This is a genomic window from Longimicrobium sp. (assembly GCF_036280135.1).
Lineage (GTDB): Bacteria > Gemmatimonadota > Gemmatimonadetes > Longimicrobiales > Longimicrobiaceae > Longimicrobium.
The window spans coordinates 1-24,312 of record NZ_DASURI010000970.1; the positions used below are offsets into that span (position 1 = coordinate 1).

Below are 24,312 nucleotides of genomic sequence, written 5' to 3' on the forward strand. Positions count from 1 at the left end.
AGGGGCCCTCACCCGCTCGCTGTCGCTCGCACCCTCTCCCGCAAACTGCGCGGGAGAGGGTGTATACTTCCAACGAGCTCTGGTGCGCTGAGGTGGGCTCCTGCTGGGGCGGGTTCAACAGCAAGAGCGCATCGGTTACATTGTGCTCCGTGTGAAGTTTGCGAGAAACTTCAGCGCGGAGGGCATGCGTATGCGGCAGGATGGCGTGCAGCGGAAGACGTCGCGCACGGTGCGCGCGCGGGCCAGGGAACTGCGCCAGGAGGAGACCTACGCGGAGCGCCTGCTCTGGCGCGTGCTGCGCAACCGGGCCGTGAACGGGCTCAAGTTTCGGCGGCAGCATCCGCTGGACGGCTTCGTCATCGACTTCTTCTGCGCGGAGGCCCGGCTATGCGTGGAGCTGGACGGCGGCATCCACGACCCGCAGCAGGAGCGAGACGCCGCCCGTACCGCTCAGCTCGAAGCGCGCGGCCTGCGCGTGATCCGCTTTCGCAACGAGGAAGTGGAGAACGAGATGGATTCCGTCCTCCGCCGCATCGCGAAAGCCGCCACGCGCGCGGATGCACCCGCGCCGGCTTCGCGCTATCCCTTTGTGCAGGAGGGGGCGGATGCGCGATGACCTGTTCCAGGAGCTGCTGCAGAACGCGCGGGAGGCCGGCGCATGGCTTCGCGGCGAGCACGTGGAGGAGATCCGCGTGACGTTCGTGGGAGAGCCGGACCCGCGCGAGGTGCGCGCCCGGCTGGGGATGACGCGCGAGGCGCTCGCCGCCGCGCTGTGCATCACCGTGGACGACCTGCGCCGATGGGAGCAGGGCCACCGGGACTCGAACTCCGCCGCCGCGCGCCTGCTCTGGATCGCGGAGAACCACCCCAGCGTGTTCGTGCAATCCGCGGCGCGAACGAATGCCGGATAGAAGTTTATACCCTCTCCCGCGCAGTTTGCGGGAGAGGGTGCGAGCCTAAGCGAGCGGGTGAGGGCCCCAGCCGAGCCGGTCGAGGCCCCTCGCGGCGAGCGCCCCACCTTCCATCCCCACGCCACCGCCTGACCATGCCCCTCTCCTCCCGCGAAGACTGGCTGCTGCGCGAGCTCAAGCTGCTGGGCGCCGTGCTGGCGCGCATGCTGGGGCTCCGGAACGGCGGCCAGCTGCAGGAAGCCGTGCAGGCCCTGGACGACGCCGAGGGCGAGCTGCTGGGTCCGCTGGCGGAGGTGGCGCCGCGCGTGGACAGCGCCACGGCCGCGCACATGGTGCAGGAGCCCCGGCGCATTGCCGCGTGGGCGCGGCTGCTGCACGAGCGCGCGGACCTGCTGCGCCAGGCCGGCGACGACGCGGGGGCGGACGTGGCCGCGCGGCGCGCCCGCGAGCTCGCGGCCGAGGCGTGGGCCCGCGCGGAGGGGCACGAGGGGCCCGTCCGCGAGCTGCTGGGTCCGCTGGCGGCGCCGCGGTCCTGATTGCCAACCCGTGACGGATTCGTTACAAGGATACGCGCACTCGCGAGGACGCCGTTCCGTCAGCCCGTCCGCGCGATCCGGATCCGCGCCGAAGACCCGGCAACACCGCCCCGAATCGTGACCTGCGGCGCCTGCGGCGCGCAACCTGCAACTTGCGCTACAGGCTTTGTCCAATGAAATTGAAGACGGATCAATCCCGTGGCGCGCGGGGCGGCGGTTGCGGGAGGCGTCCGGCAGGTCACGGTCCCGGCACCATGATGGACCCCACTCAGCAGTTGGACACACCATGAGCTACCGCATCAAGCGCGTCGCCCACCTCACCGGAATCAACCCCGCCACGCTGCGCGCCTGGGAGCGCCGGTACGGGCTGGTGGCGCCGGATCGTACCCACTCCGGCTACCGGCTGTACACGGACGAAGACGTGGCGATGCTCTCGCGCATCAAGGCCCTCGTGGACGACGGGCTCACGATCGGCGAGGCTATCGGCCGGGTGCGGCGCGGCGCCGAGCCCCTGCCCAGCGACGGCAGCGGCCCGTCCGTGCGCGACGCGCGCTTTCGTATGCTGGAGGCGCTCCTTTCGTTCGACCGGCGCCGGGCGCTGGAGGCGTACGAGGAGGTGCTGCGCCTGCCCCCGGACCGCCGGGTGGAAGAGGTGCTGCTCCCCGTGCTGCGCGAGGTGGGCGAGCTGTGGCAGGCGGGCGAGTGCGGCGTGGGCGAGGAGCACTTTGCCAGCGCGTTCGTCCGCGAGAAGCTGGCGGGGATCATCGCCGACCTGGACACGGGCGCCGCGCGCGGCCCCGAGGCCGTGTGCGCCGGCATCCCCGGCGAGCTGCACGAGGCGGGGCTGATGGCCGCGGCCATCCACCTGGCCACGCGCGGGTGGCGGGTGGTGTACCTGGGCCCCAACATCCCCGTGGACGAGGTGCGCCGCATCGTGCACCAGCGCCGGCCGGCCATGTTCTGCACGTCGGTGGTGAACACCATGTCGCTGGCGGACTTCCGGCGCCTGTCGCGCGAGCTGCGCGAAGCCGCGCCGGCGGACACGGAGGTGGTGATCGGCGGGCCGGGCGTGCCGCCGCCCTTTGCCACGGAGCCCGGCGTGCGCTGCGCCGAGGACCTGAGCGAGCTGGTGCGCGTGGCGGCCTGACGCTTCGCATCCGCAGATCGAAAGAGCCCCACCCGGCGCGTTCCGGGCGGGGCTCTTCGTTTCATCCTTCGCACGCTTCTACGGCGATTTTCACGCAGAGGGAGCGGAGGCAGCAGAGTACTTCAAAAGCAGTACTGCTGCCTCTGCTCCCTCTGCGTGAGAATGCAGCTCAAGCCGGTCTGGGCAGGAGCCTCGGCTCCGGGCGGCCAGCTCGTCCAGCATGCGACGCGCGGCGGGCTCCGGCAGGTCCACGATGGCCGCCTGACTGCCGCCCGCGGCCGTGTCCACCACCAGCGTCGCGAGGTTCACCCGGCGCTGGAACGGCGTGGCACGCACGTGCAGCGTCTGCACCTTGCGGTCGGGGATGATCCACGTGACGCGCGTGAACACGCCGCCGCGCGCCACGACGTAGCGGGGCGGCAGCGCCCAGCCGCGGCTGCGGTACGCCCATCCGGCCGCGCCCCACGGCAGCGGCAGCAGCGCCGCCAGGTACGGCGCCAGCATCCCCGCCGGCTGGATGTCGACGGCGCGCGCGGCCCAGAACGGCAGCCACAGGAGCAGCAGCATCAGCAGATAGCGATGCGCCAGGCGCCGCCGCGCCAGGGGATGGACGGGGCGCAGCGGCACGTCCGCGTCCGCGTCGCCAAAGATGCCGCGCACCAGGCGGGGCACGTCCTCGCGCCGCGCGATGGGGACGAACGCCTCCGCCCCGCCCCGCTCGCCCGGCGTGCCGCCCGCCGTCTCGATGCGCAGCGACGCCAGCCCCAGCCACCGGCGCGGCAGCGACTCTTCCACGCGGATGGCCTGCACCCGCTCCACCGGCACGCTGGCCTCGTGCAGCGTGAGCAGGCCGTAGCGCTTGCGGATCTCCCCGCCGTCCACCGCGAGCGTGAAACCGTGGTAGCGCACCACGGCGCCCGCGACGGAGATCAGCCAGCCGGCGACCATCAGCACCATCACCAGCAGCACGCCAAAGACGAGCAGCGCGCCCTCCACGCGGTCCATCACCGCGTCGCCCACGCGCGAGAACACGGGCAGGGGCAGGTCGTCCGCCAGCTGCAGCAGGCCCGCGAGCGCCGCCGCGATCACACCCGCCTCGTTGGCCGTGGCACCCGCCAGCAGCACGTCGCCCGTGGACAGCCGCGCCAGGGGCGGCACGGTGGATTCCGCTCCGTCCTCCGCGTCCGCGAGGGAGGGCGCGGCGGCACGGCGGTGGGCCAGGAGACGGACGCGGGCGGCCTGTGCCTGGTCCATGCCCAGGACGGAGAGCACGGCCTCGGCCTCCGTGCCGGAGCCGGCCGTCTCCACGCGCAGCTCCGCCACGCCCAGCACGCGGTGCAGCACGTTCTGCCGCACCTCCACGTTCTGCACGCGCGACAGGGGGATCACGCGGTCACGGCGGCTCAGCACGCCGGAGCGCAGCAGCAGCTCGTCGCCGGTGAGCTGCCAGCGGGAGCGCGCGTACGTCAGCGCGGCGCCGGCGAGCGCGGGGACGGCCAGCGCCAGCATGAAGATCGGCAGCACCTGCGCGACGCGCCCCCCGCCCAGGCCCACGCCGCCGGCCAGCGCGGGCCACACCACCCGCCGCGCGATGCCGAACGCGGCAAAGCCCAGCGTCAGCGGGTGCAGGCGGCGCCCGCCGTCCAGCACGGCGGCAGCCTCAGACGGCATCGTCCGTCCCGCTCAACCGCACGAGATCGTCGCGCAGGGCCTCCGCGCGCGCCGCGGACAACCCGGGAATCGGCACCGCCGCGCCCACGGTCCCCGCCGTGTAGACGACGACGGTCGCCAAGCCCATCATCCGTTCGATCGGGCCCTGGCGCGTGTCCACGTGCTGTATGCGCGAGTGCAGCACCACGCTCTCCGTCCGCCACAGCCACCCGTGCACGACCCGCACGTCCGTCGCGCCCACGCGAAACGTGAAGTGGCGGCAGCGCCGCGGCGGCACGTGCATGATGTGCATCAGCGCCACGAACGAGACGGTCAGCGCCCACGAGACCGGCCGCTCGAACACCATCAGCGTCGCCGTCGCCACGCCGATCCACACCGCCCAGCCCAGGGCGGCGTTGATCTGCCAGAGCAGCTCCACGCCGGGGTCCAGCTGCTCGGTTTCGGCCTCGGACGGGGCGGGCGGCGCGGCGGCCGCGTCCGTCATCGTCACGATGTCTCCCGCGGAGTACGGTCCATCCACCGCGCGGCCAGCCGGTACGCGGGCACGCTCGCCGCCAGCACTCCCAGGGCGTACAGGCTGGTGCGCGTGTCGCCCGCGACGGCGCCGGCCAGGAACGCCAGCGAGCCCACGAGCGCCGCGCCCGTCGTCCACGGGTAGCCCCACGCGCGGTACGGGCGCGGTGCGTCCGGCGCGCGGCGCCGCAGCACGAACACGGAGGCGAACGCCAGCACGTAGTTGGCGACGAAGAAGAACGCCAGCACGGCGATGATGGTGTTGAACGCGCCCGTGGCGATGAACCCCAGGGCCACGAGCGTGCTGGCCAGCGTGGCGCCCGTGGGCGTGCCGCCGCGGTTGACGGCGGAGGCCGCGCGGGGCACCAGGCCGTCGTCGCTCATGGCGTAGAGCACGCGCGGCCCCATGAGCACCAGCGCGTTCACGGCGCTCAGCAGGGCCACGATGAGCACCACGCGGATGGCCGTGTCACCCGCGGGGCCCAGCACCGTGCGCGCGGCGGCCGCGGCGGCCAGCGGCTCGCCCGCCAGCGCGGGGAGCGGCACCACGTGCAGGAAGGCGGCGTTCAGCAGCAGGTAGATGGCCGCCACCGCCAGCACGCCGCCGATCATGGAGCGGGGGATGTCGCGCGCGGGGTCTCGCACCTCGCCGGAGAAGTAGAGGACGCCCGTCCACCCGTCGTACGTGTAGATCACGCCCTGCAGCGCCACGACCATGGCCGCCAGCAGCGCCGCCCCCGACGGCATGGACGGCGCGGCCGCGGGAAGCGGCGGGGGCGTGGACGGCAGGAAGAAGCACGCGGCGACGAGCCCCAGCAGGACGACGGCCTTGGCCGCGCTCGTGAGCGTCTGCGCGAAGCCCGCCGTGCGGATGCCGCGCCACTGCAGCGTGGCGAACGCCAGCGTGACGGCCATGGCCACGGGCACCGTCCGCCCCTGCAGCCCCGGAACGAGCGCCCCCGCGTACTCCCCGATGAGCACGGCCACGGCCGCCGCGCTGCCGCACGTGGCTGCCCAGTCGTTCCATCCGACGAGAAAGCCCGCGTAGCGCCCCAGCGCGTGCCGCGCGAAGACGTACATCCCGCCGGAGCGCGGCAGCAGGGTCCCCAGCTCCGCCAGGGAGACGGCGCCCAGCAGCGCGTACACGCCGCCGGCGATCCACGCGGCCAGGTACCACGCCGTGGATGGCAGCTGCTGGGCGACGGAGCCCGGCGAGCGCAGGATCCCCGCGCCGATGGTGTTGCCGATGGTCACCGCCAGCCCGAACGTCACGCCCAGCACACGCAGCAGTCCCCTGCGCGGCGCCGGGGGCGCGGCGGGCGGTGCGTCGGGCGGGGAGGCCGCGGTGGCGATCATGGGCGTGGCGCGTCGGGGAGGGGACTTTCGCCGGAAAGCGGACGAAGCGCGGACCTCCGAAGCTAACGACGAAAACGCGATTTGCACCAGCCTTCCCCCACGCCGGGCAACGAAGCGCATGGACGAAGCTCAACAAACGCCAGGCCCTAATAGTACGCGCCCCCATACGAACAAAACGCTTGCACGAGCAGCGAACCCCATTTATCTACGTAACCCGGATTTAACCTCTCCAGGGGCCACGCCTGTGCCTTTTTCTCGCCACTCACGCCAGGTCCTCTCCGCGGTCTCGCTGGGACTCGTGCTCGCCGCGTGTGGCGAGGGTGAAGCCGCTCCGCTGGCCGAATCCGCTCCAGAAATTGGATCTGCCCGGTTTGATGACAGGTTCAAGCTCGTTCGTTCCGTCACGTTGGAGCAGCCCGATTCCGCCCTGATCGTGCGGGTGTCGGGAATCGACCTGGACTCCCGGGGGCGAATCCTCATCGGCGACGTCTCTGAGGGGAACGTGAAGCTCTTCGCCCGGGATGGCCGCTTGCTGCGCGTCATCGGTCGAAAGGGCATGGGACCCGGTGAATTCGAGCAGCCGCGGTATCCCCGCTTTGGCCCTGACGGGCTGATTTACGTGGCCGACGCCCAGAACCCCAGGGTCCAGGTGTTCGACACCACGGGGGCCCTGGTCGCGGCTACGCCAGTCCTTACCCTGGGATTGATCCAGGGATTTCGGCCGCTCCAGGGTCGACGGCTCCTCCTCGCGGTGGAGAGCACGGAGGCGAGGGAGGTGCTGGCAGAGCTGGATATGGACGGCCATGTGCGGCGCAGGATGCTCGCGGTTGGTGAGATTCGCCCCACGGGTCAGCCCGAGGACCCGGCCTGGGGGAACCTTCGCGCCTTTTCCCTTTCCGTGAAGGACGACACGGCGTTCGTATCCAACACGGTCTCGGACTCACTCTGGATGGTGTCGCTTTCGAGCGGCGACGTACGACGTCTTCACCTGCCGTTTCCGGGATACGTGCACCCCGCCGCTCCGACCGCCCGGCACGCGACCATCCAGGAGCTGATTCGCTGGAGCCATGGCTTCCACCTGTCCAGCACCCTCTCGGTCTCGGAGGGTGGCCTGTATCTCCCCTACGTGCGGGGAGTGCTGAACAAGGGGGACCCCATCCTCCTGGTCACACGGAGCCCGTCCGGAGAGTGGCAGGCCCTTGCGGAATCCCCCCCGGTCATCGGAACCTACGACGGCGGGCCGGTCGTGCTGCTCAGCCCCGGGCAGGAGGAAATCCGCATTGGACTGTTCCGGCCGCGAGCCAACCCGTGAGGACGGGGCTCAACGGCGCTGCCGTGGCGATCGTCGTGGGGATTGGTGCGTGCGAGCCATCTGGTTTGCCGCCGGATGACCAGCCCGGCCAGGCGCGCCAAATCGGGATCCAGCTTTCCACCGCGCTCGCTTCACGCTCCTACCGGCCCGCCTGCGGCACAACGCCCTCCACGGCCGAAGACGCACCCGACCTGGCCATGCTCGTGACGGTCCCGCAGGCAATGAGCTGCCGCGACCTGGGCTTTACACTCAGGCGGCTCCCGAACGACGGCGGCCGTACGTGGGTGCTGATCCCGGAAGCGGACACCACCGCGCTCTGCTCCTTTCTCAGGACGGAGCGTGTGCGTTTGACGGTCATGAGTCTTCCCGACCCGGCGACGACGCTTTCGACTGCCCGGCCGGTAATCGCCGTGATGCCAGGAGATGGAAAGCCGGATCGGCACTTTCATGCGGTTCGCGGAGCAGACATTCTCCGACAACTCCGGCCGGAAGCCGGCAACCGAACGGGTGCCGTGCCGTAGTCACCATTTCATCGGGAGACACGCGATGTCGAGATCAAAGGGCGCCTTGCTGCTCGCGACGGCTCTTGCGTTGTCGTTCCTTCCAGGGTCGAGGGCGCACGCGGCGCTCGACGAGTCCAGGCGAAAGGTGATCAGCTGCAACGTGGATGAAACCTACACGTGCGCGAACGAGCAGTGCGAACCGGGCTACTGCTGCCAGATCGGAGGGATGACGTGAAAACTACACTACGCGTTGTGGTCGCCCTCCTCGTGCTTGCGGGTGTGACGGTCGGTGCGGAAACCGTCTCCGGTCAGGTTTGCATGGCATCGATCGGCAGTTGCGGCGACACACGACTGTACCCGAAGAGCGCGAATCCTGACGGAACGCTGAACTGCGCTCCCAAGTGTGATCTCCTTGGCCCCTGCTGCTGATCGCCCCGTCGGCTGCAAGCGCAGAACGCAGGTGAGAGGCCCCGCCGACACCGGCGGGGCCTCTCGTCTTCTCACCAGCAGCGCGGACAGATGAAGTAAACGCCCGCCCCGAGCTGTTGCCCCGGGTCACTCCGTCCCGTATCTCTCGTTTGCTCTTCTGCTTTCGCACTCTCGCACCTCCTCCCCCATGCAGCCCTTCACCGTTCATCCCGACATCCGCCAGGCGCAGACGCTGCCCGCGGAGGTGTACGCCGACCCCGCGTGGTACGCCCTGCAGAAGGACCGCGTGTTCTCCCGCAGCTGGCAGATGGTGCGCGGCGCGGAGCGGGTGAAGGCGCCCGGGCACCTGCTGCCGTTCACCCTGCTGGAGGGGTGCCTGGACGAGCCCCTGGTGCTGGCCGCGGGCGAGGACGGCGTCACGCGCTGCCTGAGCAACGTGTGCACGCACCGCGGCACCGTGGTCTGCGAGGGCGAGACGCACGCGCGGCACCTGCGCTGCCGCTACCACGGGCGGCGCTTTGCCCTGGACGGCACCATGACACACATGCCGGAGTTCGACGGCGTGGCGGGCTTTCCCTCCGCGGCGGACGACCTCCCGCGGCTGCCGCTGGCGCAGTGGGGGCCGCTGGCGTTCACCTCCATCGACCCGGCGTGCCCGTTCGACGCGTGGATGGGGCCCGTGCGCGAGCGATGCGGCTTTCTCCCCCTGGACGAGTTCACCTTCGATCCGGGGACGTCGCGCGACTACCTGATCCGCGCCAACTGGGCCCTGTACGTGGACAACTACCTGGAGGAGTTCCACATCCCGTTCATCCACGCGGCACTGGCCGACACGCTGGACTACGCCACCTACCGGACGGAGACGTTCGACTGGTGCAACCTGCAGCTGGGGACGACCCGGAACCGCGACGAGGCGTTCGATCTCCCCGCCGGCCACCCGGACGAGGGGACGCTCGTGGCGGCGTACTACTGGTGGCTGTTTCCGAACCTGATGCTGAACTTCTATCCGTGGGGGCTGTCCGTGAACCTGGTGCAGCCCCTGGCGCACGACCGCACGCGCGTCTCGTTCCTTTCCTACGTGTGGAATGAGTCGCGGCGGTCGTCCGGCGCGGGCGCGGACCTGCACCGGGTGGAGATGGAGGACGAGGAGGTGGTGGAGGCCGTGCAGAAGGGCGTGCGCTCGCGCCTGTACCACCGCGGCCGCTATTCGCCGCGGCGCGAGGTGGGCACGCACCACTTTCACACCCTGCTGGCGCGGGAGACGGGGGAGGGCGTCCCCCGCTGATCCGACCGACGCGGCTGCATGACGCCGGCCCGCCGCGGCGGGGCCGGCGAGGCTGGCGGACGGAGGCGGACTAGGCGCAGCAGAAGTAGGGCCCGCAGTTCGTCTGGAGGCACGTCTCCGGCGCGCAGTCGCAGTCCGTGTAGTTGCACGAGTATCCGCAGCTGGCGCCGGCGCACGTGCCGTTGCAGCTCGCGGCGCAGGTGTTCTCGCCACAGGTGCCTCCGCAGGTGCCGTTGCACGACGCGTCGCAGGTGGGACAGCCCGGACACGTGCAGGCGGTGTAGCAGGTGCACTGCTCCCCGAACACGGTACCGCTGGGTCTCTGGCTCGCCGAGGTATCGAACGAGTCCACGGACAGCTGGTCCAGGTTCAGCTTGAGCTTGCTCGGCATGGGGCCTCCGGGGCAGGGGATGGGAAGGGGCAAACGGAGCTTCGGCCGGGGCGCGATGGACGCGCCCCGGCCGGTCCGCATCAGATGCAGCACTGATACGGCGCGCAGTACGTGTTGAGGCAGGTGCGGACCTGCTCGTGGGCCGGCTGCGGCTGCTGCGACGGCTGCGTCTCGAACGTGGCGACGGCGAGCGTCTCGACGTCCAGCTGGATCTTGGGCTGCATGGTCGTTCCCTCCGGATGGGGCTCTCGATGGATGGGCGGGACGCCACGGGCGCGGCCCTCCCGGGGACCCCGCGCCCGTGCGGCGCGGGGATACGGATGGCGAACGGCGCGGGCGGAAACGCGAGGGCGCGTCCCCGCCCGTTCCAGGTCAGAGGCAGATCTCGTTGCAGTTGGTCTGCAGGGCCGTGTAGCCGCAGGCCCGGCGTCCGTCACAGGTGTAGCCGCCGCACGTGTCGTAGCAGCTGTCGCCGCAGGTGCCCGCGCAGGTGCCGTTGCACGACACGTCGCAGGTGCCGTTGCACGAGGCGTAGCAGGTGCCATTACAGCTCGCGTCGCAGGTGGGGCAGCCGGGACACGTGCACTGCGTGTAGCACGTGCACTGCTCGCCGAACACCGTGCCCTTGGGGCGCTCGCTGCGCGTGGTGTCGAACGAATCGACGGACAGGTCTTCCAGGTTCAGCTTGAGCTTCTGCATGGCATCCTCACTGGGGGTGGGTGGGGTGGATGGACGGCCCGCGGTCGCGGCACCGACGCAAACGGCCGCGCCCCGGGTGGGCGCGGCCGAAATGCACGCATGCTATCGTCCCCGCGTGCGAACACGCGCACGCCGCCCGACACCGCGCGTCAGCGCGATGGCTGAATACGGCCGATGCAGTCCGGCGGGACGATGAGGGCACTTGCAAATCCTCGGGGTGAGCGGCACCGCGTCACGTGGCGCCGGGCGCTGGCGACAACGGATGCCCGGGACGGCGCACCGGGTGCGCCGCCTGAGCAACCTTCTCCCGTCATCTCGATCAGGACGGATCCAGGCAAACGCAAATTTAGGACCTGAATAGAGTGTCTTAGAACTAACAAAATCCGTTACGTCCGCTGCCATTCTCGTCCTCCCTGGCCCAAACAGCGGCGCGGCAGGCACTTGTGCGATGGATGAGCGAGCGGCAGATCCCGTCGGGAATCTGCCGCTCGCTCGTGCCGAAAGTCTCCGGGCTTCTTCGCGGGAGGAGCGACTACGTCACGCCTTCTGCCCGGGAAACGGGGCGACGAAATCGAACGGGATCCGCTCCTGGATCTTCCGGAAGTCCCGCGCGTTTTCCGTGATCAGCATGCTGGACAAAGCAAGCGGAGCCGGCGGATCGCTCCGCCGGCCCCGTGTTCATCCGTCCGCCGTGAATCAGCCCTGGGGCTGCTCGGTCTCGCCCAGCTGCGGCTGGCTGGCCTCGCCGCCGATCTCGATGCGGCGGCGGCGCGCCTTTTCGCTCTTGGGCACGCTCACCGTGAGCACGCCGTCCTGGAACGCGGCCTGGATGCCGTCGGCGTCCACGTCGCGCGGCAGCACGAAGCTGCGGCTGAAGGTGCCGTAGCGGCGCTCGGCCAGATGCCAGCGGCCCTGCTCGCCCTCGGTGCGCTGCTCGCGCTTTTCGCCGCGGATGGTGAGGACGTTGTTCTCCACGTCGATCTCGATGTTGTCGCGGCGCAGGCCGGGCATCTCGGTGACAACGCGGATCTCGCGCTCGGTCTCGATCACGTCCGTCTCAGGCGCGCGCATGAGCACGTTGCCATTGGCGGCCGGACGGCCCGCGCGGCCAAAGAACGTGTCGAACAGCTGGTCGAACGGCTCGGCGTAGCGGGTGCTGGTGGGATACAGTGCCATGGTCGTTTCCTCCGGTTGAATGGGCCTCCGAAAGCTTCGACGGTTGTTTCGGATTCACAGTGGCGCGGGCACCGTCGCATCCCGCGCTGGCTGCCCTGGGAAAAGGCAACCGGCGGACCACTCGTATCCGGCCAGAATGACAATCCGTCTTTCACTTCGGCAGACCCCAACTGCATCCCTGGCAGCGCGTTACAGAAGAACAGCAACTACATTCTCACGCAGAGCCGGTAGAGTAGGCACCAGGGCGACGCCCTGGTGCCCCTCATCAAACCGGACGTGCGGATTTCCCGCATCCGGCTTCCCCGGCAGGTTCACCGGTTGGCTATCGGAGAGTTGCGCGCTGACTACAGCAGCTTCAGACCGAGACGCCGCGTCAGGAAGCTGTAGTAGGTCATTCCCGTCGGTGGTCGACAGGCACGCTGGCTCCTACGTCTGAGGTGCTTCGTCAATCGAGAAACTACGAACGCGTTCACCTTGCGATGAGCGCGGCGCGGGTGCCCGTAGCTGAAGTACTCTCCCCAGCCACGCAGTTCCTGATTCACCTGCTCAATCAGTTCCGTCACGGGCACGAAACACCTCTTCGGCCCGGTCAGCTCCCGTATCCGCTCCTTGCGGCGAGCCACCGCCTTGTCCGAAGGAACCGCCGTCAGGTAGCGGAATCTTCTTCCGAACCGGTCCCAGTCATGGCGGAAGGTGTAGCCCACAAAATCCAGGCTCTCCCCGCCTAGCCGGGTAACGCTCACCACCCGGGTCTTCGCCCGGTTGATCGTCAGGCCGAGCCATTCCTCCACGCTCCTCTCCACCCAGCCCGTGATCTGGCTTCCGACGTACCGCGCCATGATCACGAAGTCGTCGGCATAGCGGACCAGACGGGCTTTCGCCCACGTTCCCGGCCCGTGCCTGCGATGGAATGCCTTGTCGAACCAGTGCAGGTACAGGTTGGCCAGCAGAGGCGAGATCACCCCGCCTTGTGGCGTGCCCTGCTTCGGCCGGCGGATCGTCCGCCGGCCGTCCTCGCCACGATCTTCCACCGGCGCATCCAACCACAGGCGGATCAGGGCGAGGACCGACCGGTCCGCCACCCGCCGCTCGACCGCCTTCATCAGCTTGTCGTGCGGGATCGTGTCGAAGTAGGCTTGCAGGTCCGCGTCGTAGATGGCCGTGTACCCCGCGCGCAGGTTCGCTTCGATCTGCGCCAGCGCACCCTTCGCGCTGCGTTTGGGCCGGTAGCCGTGCGAGCACTCCAGGAAGTCCGCTTCGAAGATGGGCTCCAGGATCAGCTTGGCTGCCGTTTGCACCACCCGGTCACGGACCGTCGGAATGCCGAGCGGCCGCATCCTGCCGTCCGGCTTGGGGATGTACACGCGCCGCACCGCCTGAGGCCGGTACGTCCGGGCCGTCAGCAACTGGTGCAGTTCCGACACCAGCGCCTCCGGCCCCCCGGGTGAGCTCTCGATCTGCTCGATCGTGACCCCGTCCACCCCTGCACTGCCGTCGTTCGCGGCAACCAGGGCCCAGGCTGCCTCCAGCACGTCTTGCCTGTAGATCCGGTCGTACAGCGCATAGAACCGGAACTTCGGCTCTCGCTTCGCCTTCTGGTACAGCTTCTGTCTCAGCGTGAAGAGCTTCGGGGGAAATCCCTGCTCGTTGGCCGCAAAGGCCTTCGGCAGTTCCTCCCCTTCTCCCGTAGTGGCGTCGTGACGCAAGCGGTCTCTCCTCGTTTCTGACTCCGCATCCCGCCAGCAGGGCCCCTTCGCTCCACGGGAGTTACCCCGCTTCCCCGCTACTATGGACCCCTCCGCCGCCCGGCCGCGCAGCACGTGCTGGTTATGGTTTCCCAGCCGCACCCTGGGGCACGACCCCGCACGCCGGGCGCTTCTCAGGTTCCTCGACCTCTCTCTCGGTACGCGCTGTCCCCTACCACCCCGGAGAGCCCGACGGGTGCACATGCCTGTGACTTCCCCGCCAGTCCTGGCTTCACCATCTCTGAAAGGTTGGCCGCTCTCGTCTTTGCGTTTCGAGGCTGAACCGGGTTCGCTTTCGCTACGGCTCGCACCGTGCGCCTCCCAGGGCTTCAGGGCTCCGGTTGCCCGGCTACCCTGCCTGCTCGGCTACATGTGTCACAGGCATTTCACATGGTGAACTCCTTTCAGTTCACAAGACAGGTCAGGCTTCGCCTGACGCACCAGAGGACGCAGAGTACTTCATCGCGCGAACGAAGTACTCTGCGCCTCTGCGTGAGATTTCTTTTTCTGTCCCTGGCTCAGCGGCAGGTTTCGCTCACGACCTGGCCCTCGATGAGCACGGCGCACACGTGGGACGTGTACTCGAACGGATCACCGTCGAACACGGCCACGTCGCCGTCCTTGCCGCGCTCCAGCGAGCCCACGCGGTCACCCACGCCGATGATGCGCGCGGCGTCGATGGTGATGGTCCGCAGCGCGTCCTCCATCGGCAGGCCGTTGGCGGCGGCGATGGCGGCCTCGAACAGCACCACGCGCGTCTTGGGCACGTAGCCCTCGTACCCGCTCTGCAGCGCGACCGTGATGCCGGCCTCGCGCAGGCGCCGCGCCGTCTCCAGCGTGGCATGGCCCGTCTCGCCGCCCAGCCGCACCATCGTGGGGTGCAGGATGACGGGGACGTTGGCCCGGCGAAGCTCGTCGATCACCAGGTAGCTCTCCGCCCCGCCGTCCAGCACCATGTCGAACCCGAACTCCTCCTGCAGCCGCAGGGCCGCCAGGATCTCGGGCACCTCCTGCGCCGTGATGAGCGCCGGGATCTCGCGGTTCAGCAGGCGGGCCAGCATCTCCAGCCCCAGGTCCCGCGCGCCGCCGCCCTCGCTCGCGCCGCCACCGCCACGGTTCGCGTTGCCGCCGCCCGCCGCGCGCGGCTCGTTGGTGGCGCGGTCCGCCGTCCGGGGATTGGCCGCCGCGGCGGCGCGGTCGCCATCGGCGATCGCCGGCCCGTTGCCACCACCGCCATTCCCGCCGGCGCGCGGGCCGCCGCCGCCCGTGCCGCCGCGACGGCGATCGTACTCGCGCGCCCGCAGCAGCTCCGCGCGCAGCAGCGCGATGCCCCGCGCGCGCGTGCCCGCGTTGCGGAAGTTGCCCGAGACGGACGGCCCCAGCGTGAACGCCAGCATGGTGGTCGTGTCCACCAGCGCCTCGCCCACGTCGTCGCCGCGCGTCTTGACGATCATCGTCTGCCCGCTCACCAGCGCGCCGGGGCCGTGGCCCGTGTGCACCGTCGTGATGCCGTAGTCGCGCAGCCAGGTAACGAGCATCTCCCGCGCGTTGTACGCGTCGATGGCGCGCAGCTCCGGCGCGATGACCTCGTTGCGGTCCAGCTGGTCCTGGTCGTGGGGCTGGTTCATGGCGCCCGCCAGGCCCACCACGCTGTGCGCGTCCACCAGGCCCGGCGTGACCACGCGGCCCGTGATGGTGCGGTAGCCCGCGGGCACCTGCACCTCGGCCGCGGAGCCGACTCGCTCGATCCTGCCGTCCGCGCCGATGAGGACCACGCCGTCGCGGATGGGCGCGCCGGCCATGGTGTACACCGTCTCGCCGCGCACCGCCACCTGCGCGTGCGCCGCGCCCGCCGCCAGCGCCAGGGCGGCGCCCGTAAGGACGATTCCGTTGATCCGCATCAGTGGCCCTCCTCGCCTTCGTGCACGTGCATCACGGCGCCGTCGAACACGTTGGGTCCGCCCACGGCGAACGCGCGGTCCGCCGGGTCCGCCCGGTCAAATACCTTGCTGCCCTCCACCCACGTCTGCTCCACGAGCGTGTACACGCTCAGCGGGTCGCCCGAGAGGACGATGAAGTCCGCGTCCTTGCCGGATTCCAGCGTGCCCACGCGGTCCTGCATGCCCAGCATCCGCGCGCCGGCGATGGTGAGCGCCTCCAGCGCCCGCTCCCGCGACATTCCCTCGCGCACGGCCATCCCGGCGCTGCGGATGAAGAAGCGGCTGTCGGTAATGCCGTCGTCCGTGTGGAACGCCGTCAGCACGCCGGCGCGCTCCAGCTCGCGGCCGTTGGTGCTGCTGTAGTCCAGGGCCTCCAGCTTTCCGCCCGGCGAATCCAGCAGGATGATGCTGGCCGGCGCGCCCGACCGCGCGATCTCGTCCGCCACCTTCCACGCCTCGCTCACGTGGTGCAGGACGATGCGAAAGCCGAACTCCTGCGACAGGCGCAGGGCCGTGAGGATGTCGTCGGCCCGGTGCGTGTGAAAGTGCACCACGCGGCGGCCGTCCAGCACCTCCACCAGTCCCTCCATCTCCAGGTCGCGCGGGGAAACGCGCTCGGGGCCGCCCGCCGCGCGGATCTTTTCGCGGTACTCCTGCGCCCGCACGAAGCGCTCGCGCACGATGGCGGCGGCGCGGCTGCGCGTGCTGGGGAACGGCGGCTCGCCGCGGGGGTTGGTGCCGTTGGCCATCTTCATCCCGCCGCAGATGTCGTGGATGGCGTCGCGGCACATCAGCAGGTCGTAGATGTCGTTGCCGTCGCGCAGCTTGAGGTACGCCGTCTGCCCGCTCATGAGCAGGCCGCTGCCGGGCATGACGTTGACGGTGGTGATGCCGCCGGCCTGCGCCTTCTGGATGCCCTCGTCGCGGGCGTCGATGGCGTCCAGGATGCGGACGGCCGGGTGCATGGGGTTGCTGCGGTCGCCGCCGTCGCCCCCGCCGATGTGCGAGTGCGTGTCCACCAGGCCGGGCATGATGGTCTTCCCCGACATGTCGTGGACCACGGCGCCGGCGGGGATGGCCGTCCCGGGCCCGCCCACGGCGGTAATGCGGCCTCCCTGCACCACCAGCACGCCGTTGGCGATCGGCTGGCCGGCGATGGGGAGGAGGGTGGCGCCCCGGAACGCGTGCGGCTGCTCCTGCGCCGTTGCGGGCAGGGCGACCGCCGCGGCCACGAGCGCCGCGGACAGGGTACGTCGCATGGCTGGCGTCTCTCCGATGATGCGGATGGGGGGTGCGCGAGGACGCCCGCGGGGGCGGGTGGCCTCGAGGGGGAAAGAGTGACTGCGTGTTCCTGCGGATGTGCGGCCAATATACGAACGTCCGATCGGCCCGGATAGAGATCACTGCGAAATTGTTAGCAGGCTGGAGAGGCGCGGGCGGTGATGCGGATCGGGCGGGACGCTGGGGCATCGCGGATGGGCCGGCCCCCAGCCCCGGCGATTGAAATCGCGGCACCGAACACGTGATGTCGGCCTTCGCCGACGGGTCCGGGCAGGGCGGGTACCGTGGGGTGCACGGAGCCCGCGCATCAAGGGCGGGATCCGGCGACCAGGCCCGGTTTGTCATCCTGAGGGGCCCTCGCCCCGACCGCGCCGGATGCGTGCGGCCCCGAAGGATCTTGCCGGATGGCGCAACACCGCCGCCCACACGCATCGAAAGACGGCGGGCCGGATCACGGTGTGGGAGCGGCCGGCGAACGGGAGATCCTTCGGTCGGCCGGCGCCGGAGGGCGGTGCGCGGGCGCGATCACGCGGCGCCTCCCTCAGGATGTCAAAGAATCCGCGTGCAAACAGGCCCTCACCCGCCTTGTCTTCCTGAGGGGCCCTCACGGGCCCTGACCGCGCCGGATGCGTGCGGCCCCGAAGGATCTTGCCGGATGGCGCATGACCGCCGCAGCCCGGACGGAAGACGGCGGGCCGGATCACGCTGCGGAGGCAAGCACCCTGCGCGGGCGGGAAGATCCTTCGGTCGGCGCCGGAGAGTGGTGCGCGGGCGGGATCGCGCGGCGCCTCCCTCAGGAAGTCAAAGAATCCGCGTGCAAACAGGCCCTCACCCGCCTTGTCTTCCTGAGGGGCCCTCACGGGCCCTGACCGCGCCGGATGCGTGCGGCCCCGAAGGATCTTGCCGGAGGGCGCAACACCGCCGCGGCACGCATCGATAACGGCGGGCCGGATCACGGCGCGGGAGGCGGCCGTGCACGGGATGGGAGATCCTTCGGTCGGCGCCGGAGTGCGGTGCGCGGGCGGGATCGCGCGGCGCCTCCCTCAGGAAGTCAAAGGAGGCCCAGCATGGGAGTGCAGTTGCCGTTGCAGGCTATTCCCTATTCCCTGTTCCCTATTCCCTGCCGTTCAGCCCTTCAACCGCATCACCCAGCGATACGCCTGGATCTCGTCCCGCTCGAATCCGTCCACGCAGCCCCACAGGTACAGCTGGAACACGCGGTACGCCTGTGTGCCCCAGCGGCGCTCGATCTCCTCGCGACGGCGCTCCAGGTTGAGCGCCCAGTGGCGGGTGGTGAGCATGTAGTTGTGCCGGTCGTTCTCGACGGTCTCCACCTCGAACGGGCTGTCCGACACGGCGGCCAGGTACTCGTGCAGGCACAGCGGCGAGCCGTTGCCGCGAAAGACGTATCGCTCAAAAAAGGCGCTCACGTCGTTCTTGCGGCGCGAGGCGCTGGCGTCCAGGCACGCGCGGGCGCCGGGCTTGAGCAGCCGCGCGTAGTGCGCCAGGGTGCCGGGATAGTCCGGCAGGTGCTCCGTCACGCCCAGGTTCACCAGCCCGTCGTAGCGCTCGGCGGGCTGGTGCTCGTACAGGTGCTCGCGCCGCACCTCGCAGGGCAGCCCCTCCGCGCCGATCAGGCCCTGGATGAACCGCTCCGACTCCGCCGAGATGGTCAGCGACGTCACGCGCACGCCGCGGCGGCCGGCGTGCTGGGTGAACGCACCCCATCCGCCGCCCACGTCCAGCACGCGGTCGCCCGGCCGCGCGCCGATGGCCTCCAGCGCCAGGTCCAGCTTGCGCGTGACGGCATCCTCCAGCGCCTCGCCGTCGTGCGCGAACACGGCCTGCGAGTACGCGCGATGACGCCCATCCAGGAACGTGAGGTAGAATTCCGGGTCGCGGTCGTAGTGCGCGGCGATGTTCGCCCGGTCCATCGCCACCTGTCCGCGCAGCAGCGGCCGGACAAAGCGCATGAGCCGCAGCACGGGATGGCGGTCCGCGAACATGCCGCGCAGGGCCAGCAGCGGCTTGATCTCGCCCACCACGTCCAGGGCGCCGGCCAGGTACGCCTCGCAGACGGCCATGGCGTCCAGCGTGGCCAGGGCCGCGGCGCCCCGGCGGTCGTTCACCACGAGCGTGGCCGTCGGCTCGCCGCGGCCGAACACGGCGGGCTCCGCGCCCGGCGCCCGCAGCGCGAAGGCGGGCGCCTCGACGTCCGCCACGCGCGCGTACGCCCGCCGCACCACCTGGACGAGCTGATCGAACGTAGACATGTCCCTTGTTCCTCCCGTGCGGATGTGGGGTGGGGTCCCTCGGAGAAAGGGAAAGGGTGGAGCGATGGAAGGGAGCGCGGATGAAGGAAGGCGCGGTGAATCGCGGGCAACGGGCGGGCTACCGCGGCCGCTCCGCCCAGTCCGCCACGGCCTGGCGGGCATAGACGTAGCCGGCCTGGGCCACGTCGGCCATGCGCTCGAACTCCATCAGGCCGAACGCGTCCACGGGCGGCCGCAGGCAGATGTCCGCCTCGCGCACGGCGGCGGCCTCGCGCCAGGTGCTGTGCAGCAGGGCGGCGCGCATGGCCACGTCCATCAGCCCGGGAAACTTCACGGGCGGGGCGCCGCGCCGGAACCGCCCCCGCAGCACCTCCCAGCTCGTGGGCACGCGCTCGGCCGTGAACAGGGCGTCGTCATCCACCGACACCTCCGACGCGATCACCACGCCGCACCCCGTCTGCCGCATGACGTCCGTGGGCAGGTTGTTGAGCAGGGCGCCGTCCACCAGCAGGTGACTGCCCTCCAGCACGGGCGGGGCAAAGACGGGGATGGACGCGCTGGCCAGCACGTACTTGCGCAGCAGCCCCGTGCGGTGGATGACCATCTCCGCCGTGCTCAGGTTGCTGGTGACGCAAAAGTACGGCGTCCACAGGTCCTCGATGTGCGCGTCGCCGTACACGCGCTCGCCGCAGACGCCGGCCAGCCGGTTGTCCACCAGGGAAACGAGCGGGATGGTGAGCGCCTTTTGCGGCTGCCACTCCAGGTAGATGCGGCGGTTTAGCTCCAGCAGGCCGTCCGCGGGAACGCCGTACGCGTACTGTGCCGCCACCCCCGCGCCGATGCTCGTTCCGCCGATGAAGTCGATGGGCACGCCGGCCTCGGTGAGCGCGCGCAGCACGCCGATGTGCGCCATTCCCCGCGCGCCGCCGCCACCCAGCACCACGCCCACGGCGCGCCCGGCCATCCCGCGCGCCAGCCGCGCGAAGTCGGCCTCGCCGTCCCAGCGCACGTGGTGGTGCTCGCGCACGGCGCGCGGCCGCAGCCACGCCGCCGTCCCGCTGGGCAGCTTCGACCCGTCCGGGTGGACGAGGACGAGCGCCTCGTACGCGTCCGTGGCGCGGTCCTCCAGCGCCTGGACGGCGCGCTCCACGGCGCCGGGCGCGGGATCGTCGCCGGCGCGGGCCAGCAGCAGCACCCGGTCCGCCTGGCGCATGCAGCGGCGCGTCCACGCGCTGGCCGACTCGTCCGCCTGGTACAGGACAAAGCGGTGGTCCGTCTCGCGCGCCTCCAGCCACGCCAGCAGCCGCTCCGTCTCTGCCCCGTCGTCCCACGCCTGGGCGATGTCGCGCTCCGCCATCCGCGCGTCCACGCCGGCCGCCGTCAGGTGCAGCGTGCGGCCGTGGGCGCCCAGGGCGGAGGCAAGGCGCGCGCAGAACGCGTCCAGGGGCGCGCCGGGGCCCACGGGCACCACGGCCACGTTGATCACCCGCCCCGGGGCCGGCGTCCGCGCGCCGCCCACACGGTCCAGCACCAGCCTGGTCACCTGGCGGATGATGGCCGGACGGCGGGCCACGAGCCGGTCGAACTCGTCGCGCGTAAAGCCCACGAGGACGGCGTCGCGCACGGCCTCCACGCGCTCGCCGCGCGGTTCGCAGCCAAAGAACGCCAGCTCGCCCGCGATCTCGCCGCGCCCCGCCTCGCCCAGCACGCGCGCGGTGCCGTCCGTCTCGATCCGCACCGTCCGCAATCGGCCGCTGATGACAAGGTAGAGCGCGTCGCCGCTGTCCGCCTGCTCCCACAGCAGCTCGCCGCGGCGGAGGTGGCGCCACTCCGCCATTTGCTCCAGCTCGTCCAGCAGCGCCGCGTCCATGGCGCCAAAGACGGCGTGCAGGCGGCAGAACAGCTGCTGGCGATGCATCCGCGCCAGGGCCGCGGCCACGGCGGGCGCGCGGTCCGCCAGGGCGTCGCGCGCGGCGTCGTCCACGCGCATCAACGTCGCGGGGGCGGATGCGCGGACCAGCAGCGCGCCCGCGTTGCCGGCCAGGGCCTGCATCTCGTCCAGCGCCTCGCCGGGGCCCAGCGTCCGCACGCGCGTCTCGCCCACCGCGCCGCGCTCTACCACCTCCAGCGCGCCGGACGCGACCACGTACAGCGCCGCCGGGGCGTCGTCGGACGAGAACAGCACGTCGCCGATGGCCAGGGGGAGCGGATGCATGGCGCCGGCGAGCGCGGCCGCATCGTCCGCGGGGAGCGCGGCGAAGAGCGGTGAGGCCTGGAGAACGCCGGCGGGGGCGAGGTCGAGCGCCTGCGACATGGGACGGCGGGGGGCGCGGAGGGAGCGTCAGCGCGGGGCGGATGCGCGTCAGTGCGACGCACAAGTGTACGCGCTGCTACACCGTGCGTCCACCCTCCCCCTGTCCGCCGGACGCGGATCGGCCTCCTTCCCCGCGGCGGTGCGGAGAAAGGAGGCCGATCGACGTCCATCGCGCCGCCTCGTTACGCCGGAGCGGCGAGCATCACCGGGTCCGGGCGGGCGCCGTGACCCTGGGCGTCACGGGCACCGGCAGCGTGGGCACGGCCGTCGTGGGCACGGCCGTCGTGGGCGCCGTGGTCGTGACGCCCCCGCTCGTCGGCACCGTGGTCGTGATCACGACGGTGTCCGTCCGCGCGCCCGTCGCCCGCGCGGTGGTGGTCGTCGTCGTCACGACGGTGTCCTGCGGCCGGCTTGCGGAGGCGGCGAGCTCCTGCTGCGTGAGCTGGCGCATCGTGAACACGCGCACGGCGTCCGGACCCAGCTCACCCGCGGCGAACTTCTGCATCCCCAGGCGGCCGGGGCGCATGGCCAGCGGCGACGGCACATCCGCCGGCTGCTGTCCGCGCACGGTCAGGCGGCGGTCCACCAGCTTGCCCTCGGAGGAGTAGAACAGGACGACGGTCACGCTGTCCCCCAGCCCCTGCCTGACCTGCGGATAATAGCGGTCGATGGCCTGCCGCGGCTGGATCTCCAGCGCCACGGGATCCGTGGTGCCGTCGGACGGCTGGGCGGCGGGGGCGGACGACGGCTCCGGCGCGCGGCAGGCGGCGGCCACGAGCAGCAGGGCGGCGGCGCCCGAAACAACGGCGCGCAGCAGGGGCCGGCGGGGACGGGGCGAGGTCATCATGCGGATTCTCCGTTCCAGGAACGAGGCGGGTTCGCTGAACGCCGCGGCGGCGATCAGCCGGGGAGCCGCCGACGCGCGGCGGCCCACGTTCAACAGCAGGGTTCCGTACGCGCGCACGTCGGCGCGGCGGGCCAGCACGCGGGCGTCGCAGTCCATCTCGAGGGCCAGCCGCAGCCGGCGCAGCTGAAGCCACGTCAACGGGTTCCACGGCATCAGCACGACGCACAGCAGGCCGAACGCGAGCAGGCGGGGATCGCCGGCGCGGACGTGCTCGCGCTCGTGCTCCACCAGCAGCGCGCGCTCCGTCGCATCCGCGTCCAGCACCCACGCGGGAAGGACGATGCGGCTGCGGAACAGGCCGATCACCGCCGGCCCCGTGTCCGCGGAAAGGAGCACGGGCACGCCGTCGATCTCCATCCGCGTCCACCGCCGCCGACGACGCGCCAGCAGCAGCCCCGCCCCCAGCAGCGCGGCGGCGCAGATTCCGCTCATCACCATCCACCCGATGGCCAGCGGCCGGTCCAGCGCCGCGAGGTCGATCGCGGGCCAGCGCACCGCCGGCGGCACATCGGCAGACGGCGCGGGTGATCCGGGCGCACCGGCTTCCATGGCGGCGGAGGCGGCCGGAACGGGCTCGGGGGCGTCCGGCATCCACCGCGCGGCGGCGGGGAGCGCGAGGCAGAGCGCCATGGCCGCGGCCCAGCCCCAGCGCTGCGGAAGGCGCGCGGCGCGCATCCCCCGCTCCATGGCCAGCGCGCCCAGCGTCAGCAGCGCGCCGACGGCCAGGCAGTAGAGCATCCAGGTGGCGATCACGGCGTGTCCTCCGGGTCGCGGGGTGCGTCCAGCAGGGCGCGCATGCGGCGCAGCTCGTCGTCGCTCAGCCGCCGGTCGCTCACGAGGTGCGTGAGCAGCAGCTCCGGCGAGTCCTTGAACAGCTTGCGCATCATCCGCCGCAGCACGCTGCTGCCGGCGGCCTGCCGCTCCACCAGCGGGTGGTAGCGGTACGCCTTGCCCTCTTCCACGTGGCCCACGTAGCCCTTGTCCTCCAGCGTGCGCAGGACGGTGAGCACGGTGGTGTAGGCCAGGTCGTCCTGCAGCCGCTCGCGTACTTCCGCGACGGTGCCGCCGCCCTGGTCCCACAGCACCCCCATCACGTCCAGCTCGCGCTCCGTGAAGCTGATCTCCACCCGCCGCCTCCTTTCTACTAAGGTCTTAGTAGACAACAGTCCACCCGCACTCGTCCGTCAACTAGATTCTTAGTAGATACTAAACGTCCGCTCCCCGGTTGTCAACTATAGTTTTAGTAGAACATACGGACCGGTGGATGCACGACTCTTGCGACCGCCGGGGCGCGCGCCCGGGACGCGGGCGCGATCCAGAGACATGAGGAGAGGACGATGAGGATGAACGGGATGCTGGCCAGCGCCGCGCTGCTGGCGCTGGCCGGGTGCGCGGGCGTGGGGCAGCTTGCCAACACGCAGACGGTGACGCTGCGGGATGCCAGCGGGCGCACGGTGGGGACGGCGCTGCTCACGCCGGCCACGGAGGGGGTGCAGGTGGTGCTGAGCGCCAACGGGCTGCCGGCGGGGACGCACGGCGTGCACGTGCACATGACGGGGATGTGCGACGCGCCGGAGTTCACGACGGCGGGCGGGCACTTCAACCCCACCAGCCGGCAGCATGGCTTCGAGAACCCCAACGGCGCGCACGCGGGCGACCTGCCCAACCTCACGGTGGACGCCAACGGCCGCGGCACGCTCAACGGGGTGGCGCGCGGCGTCACGCTGGAGGGCAGCGGCGCCAACTCGTTGCGCAAGCCGGGCGGCACGGCGCTGATGGTGCACGCCGGCGCCGACGACTACCGCACGGACCCGTCGGGCAACTCCGGCGCGCGCATCGCCTGCGGCGTGATCCCGCCCGCGAGCTGAAAAGACAAAAGAATTTCTCACGCAGAGGGAGCAGAGGCAGCAGAGTACTTCAAAA

22 protein-coding genes are annotated in these 24,312 nt (G+C 71.0%); 8 read left to right on the forward strand and 14 right to left on the reverse strand.

Going from position 1 to position 24,312, the window contains the following annotated elements; all coding sequences use genetic code 11:
* The first annotated feature begins 205 nt into the window (after positions 1–205).
* The 4 genes from VFZ20_RS31155 to VFZ20_RS31170 all read left to right on the forward strand — a co-directional run bounded on the left by VFZ20_RS31155 (position 206) and on the right by VFZ20_RS31170 (position 2,594).
* Entirely contained in the window at positions 206–616 is a 411-nt protein-coding gene (locus tag VFZ20_RS31155; RefSeq protein WP_329687879.1) for an endonuclease domain-containing protein, read from the forward strand.
* Positions 606–911, forward strand: a complete 306-nt coding sequence (locus tag VFZ20_RS31160; RefSeq protein WP_329687880.1) for a helix-turn-helix domain-containing protein — start codon at positions 606–608, stop codon at positions 909–911. Before VFZ20_RS31155 ends, VFZ20_RS31160 begins: the two co-directional genes overlap by 11 nt.
* A gap of 134 nt (positions 912–1,045) precedes the next feature.
* On the forward strand, positions 1,046–1,447 hold the full coding sequence (locus VFZ20_RS31165; protein WP_329687881.1) for a hypothetical protein: 402 nt from the start codon (positions 1,046–1,048) through the stop codon (positions 1,445–1,447).
* 286 nt (positions 1,448–1,733) lie between these two features.
* Positions 1,734–2,594, forward strand: a complete 861-nt coding sequence (locus VFZ20_RS31170) for a MerR family transcriptional regulator (RefSeq protein ID WP_329687882.1) — start codon at positions 1,734–1,736, stop codon at positions 2,592–2,594.
* 90 nt (positions 2,595–2,684) lie between these two features.
* Here VFZ20_RS31170 and VFZ20_RS31175 read toward each other — a convergent pair whose 3' ends face one another.
* The 3 genes from VFZ20_RS31175 to VFZ20_RS31185 are packed head-to-tail and all read right to left on the reverse strand — an operon-like array spanning position 2,685 to position 6,134.
* The gene (locus VFZ20_RS31175) at positions 2,685–4,265 is read right to left on the reverse strand and encodes a PH domain-containing protein (RefSeq protein WP_329687883.1); all 1,581 of its coding nucleotides are present in this window, start codon (positions 4,263–4,265) and stop codon (positions 2,685–2,687) included.
* Positions 4,255–4,749, reverse strand: coding sequence for a PH domain-containing protein (locus VFZ20_RS31180; protein ID WP_329687884.1), 495 nt, complete (start codon positions 4,747–4,749; stop codon positions 4,255–4,257). Before VFZ20_RS31180 ends, VFZ20_RS31175 begins: the two co-directional genes overlap by 11 nt.
* A 2-nt stretch (positions 4,750–4,751) precedes the next feature.
* On the reverse strand, positions 4,752–6,134 hold the full coding sequence (locus tag VFZ20_RS31185) for an APC family permease (RefSeq protein WP_329687885.1): 1,383 nt from the start codon (positions 6,132–6,134) through the stop codon (positions 4,752–4,754).
* A gap of 244 nt (positions 6,135–6,378) precedes the next feature.
* On the opposite strand from VFZ20_RS31185, the gene VFZ20_RS31190 reads away from it, so the two are divergent.
* The 3 genes from VFZ20_RS31190 (at position 6,379) to VFZ20_RS31200 (ending at position 9,663) form a co-directional block, all read left to right on the forward strand.
* Positions 6,379–7,446, forward strand: a complete 1,068-nt coding sequence (locus tag VFZ20_RS31190) for a 6-bladed beta-propeller (RefSeq protein WP_329687886.1) — start codon at positions 6,379–6,381, stop codon at positions 7,444–7,446.
* Between the two features lie 23 nt (positions 7,447–7,469).
* A complete protein-coding gene (locus VFZ20_RS31195) occupies positions 7,470–7,967 on the forward strand; it encodes a hypothetical protein (RefSeq protein ID WP_329687887.1) in 498 nt (165 codons plus the stop codon).
* Positions 7,968–8,565: 598 nt separating this feature from the next.
* Positions 8,566–9,663, forward strand: a complete 1,098-nt coding sequence (locus VFZ20_RS31200) for an aromatic ring-hydroxylating dioxygenase subunit alpha (protein WP_329687888.1) — start codon at positions 8,566–8,568, stop codon at positions 9,661–9,663.
* A gap of 70 nt (positions 9,664–9,733) precedes the next feature.
* Here VFZ20_RS31200 and VFZ20_RS31205 read toward each other — a convergent pair whose 3' ends face one another.
* From VFZ20_RS31205 to VFZ20_RS31255, 11 genes are all read right to left on the reverse strand, one after another.
* On the reverse strand, positions 9,734–10,054 hold the full coding sequence (locus VFZ20_RS31205) for a hypothetical protein (RefSeq protein WP_329687889.1): 321 nt from the start codon (positions 10,052–10,054) through the stop codon (positions 9,734–9,736).
* Positions 10,055–10,134: 80 nt separating this feature from the next.
* Positions 10,135–10,278 carry a hypothetical protein gene (locus tag VFZ20_RS31210; RefSeq protein WP_329687890.1) on the reverse strand — a complete coding sequence of 48 codons (144 nt, stop codon included), beginning with the start codon at positions 10,276–10,278 and terminating at the stop codon, positions 10,135–10,137.
* A gap of 148 nt (positions 10,279–10,426) precedes the next feature.
* Positions 10,427–10,753 (reverse strand): hypothetical protein, encoded by a 327-nt coding sequence (locus VFZ20_RS31215; protein WP_329687891.1) that lies wholly within the window; start codon positions 10,751–10,753, stop codon positions 10,427–10,429.
* 696 nt (positions 10,754–11,449) lie between these two features.
* The gene (locus VFZ20_RS31220) at positions 11,450–11,929 is read right to left on the reverse strand and encodes an Hsp20/alpha crystallin family protein (protein ID WP_329687892.1); all 480 of its coding nucleotides are present in this window, start codon (positions 11,927–11,929) and stop codon (positions 11,450–11,452) included.
* Positions 11,930–12,273: 344 nt separating this feature from the next.
* Positions 12,274–13,635, reverse strand: coding sequence for a group II intron reverse transcriptase/maturase (gene ltrA / locus VFZ20_RS31225; protein ID WP_329687893.1), 1,362 nt, complete (start codon positions 13,633–13,635; stop codon positions 12,274–12,276).
* 557 nt (positions 13,636–14,192) lie between these two features.
* Positions 14,193–15,575 (reverse strand): amidohydrolase family protein, encoded by a 1,383-nt coding sequence (locus VFZ20_RS31230; protein WP_329687894.1) that lies wholly within the window; start codon positions 15,573–15,575, stop codon positions 14,193–14,195.
* A complete protein-coding gene (locus tag VFZ20_RS31235) occupies positions 15,575–16,873 on the reverse strand; it encodes an amidohydrolase family protein (protein WP_329687895.1) in 1,299 nt (432 codons plus the stop codon). Before VFZ20_RS31235 ends, VFZ20_RS31230 begins: the two co-directional genes overlap by 1 nt.
* A 1,149-nt stretch (positions 16,874–18,022) precedes the next feature.
* Positions 18,023–19,168 (reverse strand): class I SAM-dependent methyltransferase, encoded by a 1,146-nt coding sequence (locus tag VFZ20_RS31240; protein WP_329687896.1) that lies wholly within the window; start codon positions 19,166–19,168, stop codon positions 18,023–18,025.
* A 118-nt stretch (positions 19,169–19,286) separates the two neighbouring features.
* A complete protein-coding gene (locus VFZ20_RS31245) occupies positions 19,287–21,482 on the reverse strand; it encodes a cyclic nucleotide-binding domain-containing protein (RefSeq protein ID WP_329687897.1) in 2,196 nt (731 codons plus the stop codon).
* A 202-nt stretch (positions 21,483–21,684) separates the two neighbouring features.
* Positions 21,685–23,142, reverse strand: coding sequence for a M56 family metallopeptidase (locus VFZ20_RS31250; protein WP_329687898.1), 1,458 nt, complete (start codon positions 23,140–23,142; stop codon positions 21,685–21,687).
* Positions 23,139–23,516 carry a BlaI/MecI/CopY family transcriptional regulator gene (locus tag VFZ20_RS31255; protein WP_329687899.1) on the reverse strand — a complete coding sequence of 126 codons (378 nt, stop codon included), beginning with the start codon at positions 23,514–23,516 and terminating at the stop codon, positions 23,139–23,141. The genes VFZ20_RS31250 and VFZ20_RS31255 overlap by 4 nt, the downstream gene beginning before the upstream one ends.
* 210 nt (positions 23,517–23,726) lie before the next feature.
* On the opposite strand from VFZ20_RS31255, the gene VFZ20_RS31260 reads away from it, so the two are divergent.
* Positions 23,727–24,257 carry a superoxide dismutase family protein gene (locus tag VFZ20_RS31260; RefSeq protein WP_329687900.1) on the forward strand — a complete coding sequence of 177 codons (531 nt, stop codon included), beginning with the start codon at positions 23,727–23,729 and terminating at the stop codon, positions 24,255–24,257.
* Positions 24,258–24,312: the final 55 nt, after the last annotated feature.

Coding starts and splice junctions, on each gene's coding strand:
- VFZ20_RS31210 (WP_329687890.1), bottom strand. CDS start 10,278: ATGCAGCCCAAGATCCAGCTGGACGTCGAGACGCTCGCCGTCGCCACG.
- VFZ20_RS31160 (WP_329687880.1), top strand. CDS start 606: ATGCGCGATGACCTGTTCCAGGAGCTGCTGCAGAACGCGCGGGAGGCC.
- VFZ20_RS31170 (WP_329687882.1), top strand. CDS start 1,734: ATGAGCTACCGCATCAAGCGCGTCGCCCACCTCACCGGAATCAACCCC.
- VFZ20_RS31230 (WP_329687894.1), bottom strand. CDS start 15,575: ATGCGGATCAACGGAATCGTCCTTACGGGCGCCGCCCTGGCGCTGGCG.
- VFZ20_RS31185 (WP_329687885.1), bottom strand. CDS start 6,134: ATGATCGCCACCGCGGCCTCCCCGCCCGACGCACCGCCCGCCGCGCCC.
- VFZ20_RS31235 (WP_329687895.1), bottom strand. CDS start 16,873: ATGCGACGTACCCTGTCCGCGGCGCTCGTGGCCGCGGCGGTCGCCCTG.
- VFZ20_RS31220 (WP_329687892.1), bottom strand. CDS start 11,929: ATGGCACTGTATCCCACCAGCACCCGCTACGCCGAGCCGTTCGACCAG.
- VFZ20_RS31240 (WP_329687896.1), bottom strand. CDS start 19,168: ATGTCTACGTTCGATCAGCTCGTCCAGGTGGTGCGGCGGGCGTACGCG.
- VFZ20_RS31165 (WP_329687881.1), top strand. CDS start 1,046: ATGCCCCTCTCCTCCCGCGAAGACTGGCTGCTGCGCGAGCTCAAGCTG.
- VFZ20_RS31175 (WP_329687883.1), bottom strand. CDS start 4,265: ATGCCGTCTGAGGCTGCCGCCGTGCTGGACGGCGGGCGCCGCCTGCAC.
- VFZ20_RS31260 (WP_329687900.1), top strand. CDS start 23,727: ATGAGGATGAACGGGATGCTGGCCAGCGCCGCGCTGCTGGCGCTGGCC.
- VFZ20_RS31200 (WP_329687888.1), top strand. CDS start 8,566: ATGCAGCCCTTCACCGTTCATCCCGACATCCGCCAGGCGCAGACGCTG.
- VFZ20_RS31180 (WP_329687884.1), bottom strand. CDS start 4,749: ATGACGGACGCGGCCGCCGCGCCGCCCGCCCCGTCCGAGGCCGAAACC.
- VFZ20_RS31245 (WP_329687897.1), bottom strand. CDS start 21,482: ATGTCGCAGGCGCTCGACCTCGCCCCCGCCGGCGTTCTCCAGGCCTCA.
- VFZ20_RS31205 (WP_329687889.1), bottom strand. CDS start 10,054: ATGCCGAGCAAGCTCAAGCTGAACCTGGACCAGCTGTCCGTGGACTCG.
- VFZ20_RS31215 (WP_329687891.1), bottom strand. CDS start 10,753: ATGCAGAAGCTCAAGCTGAACCTGGAAGACCTGTCCGTCGATTCGTTC.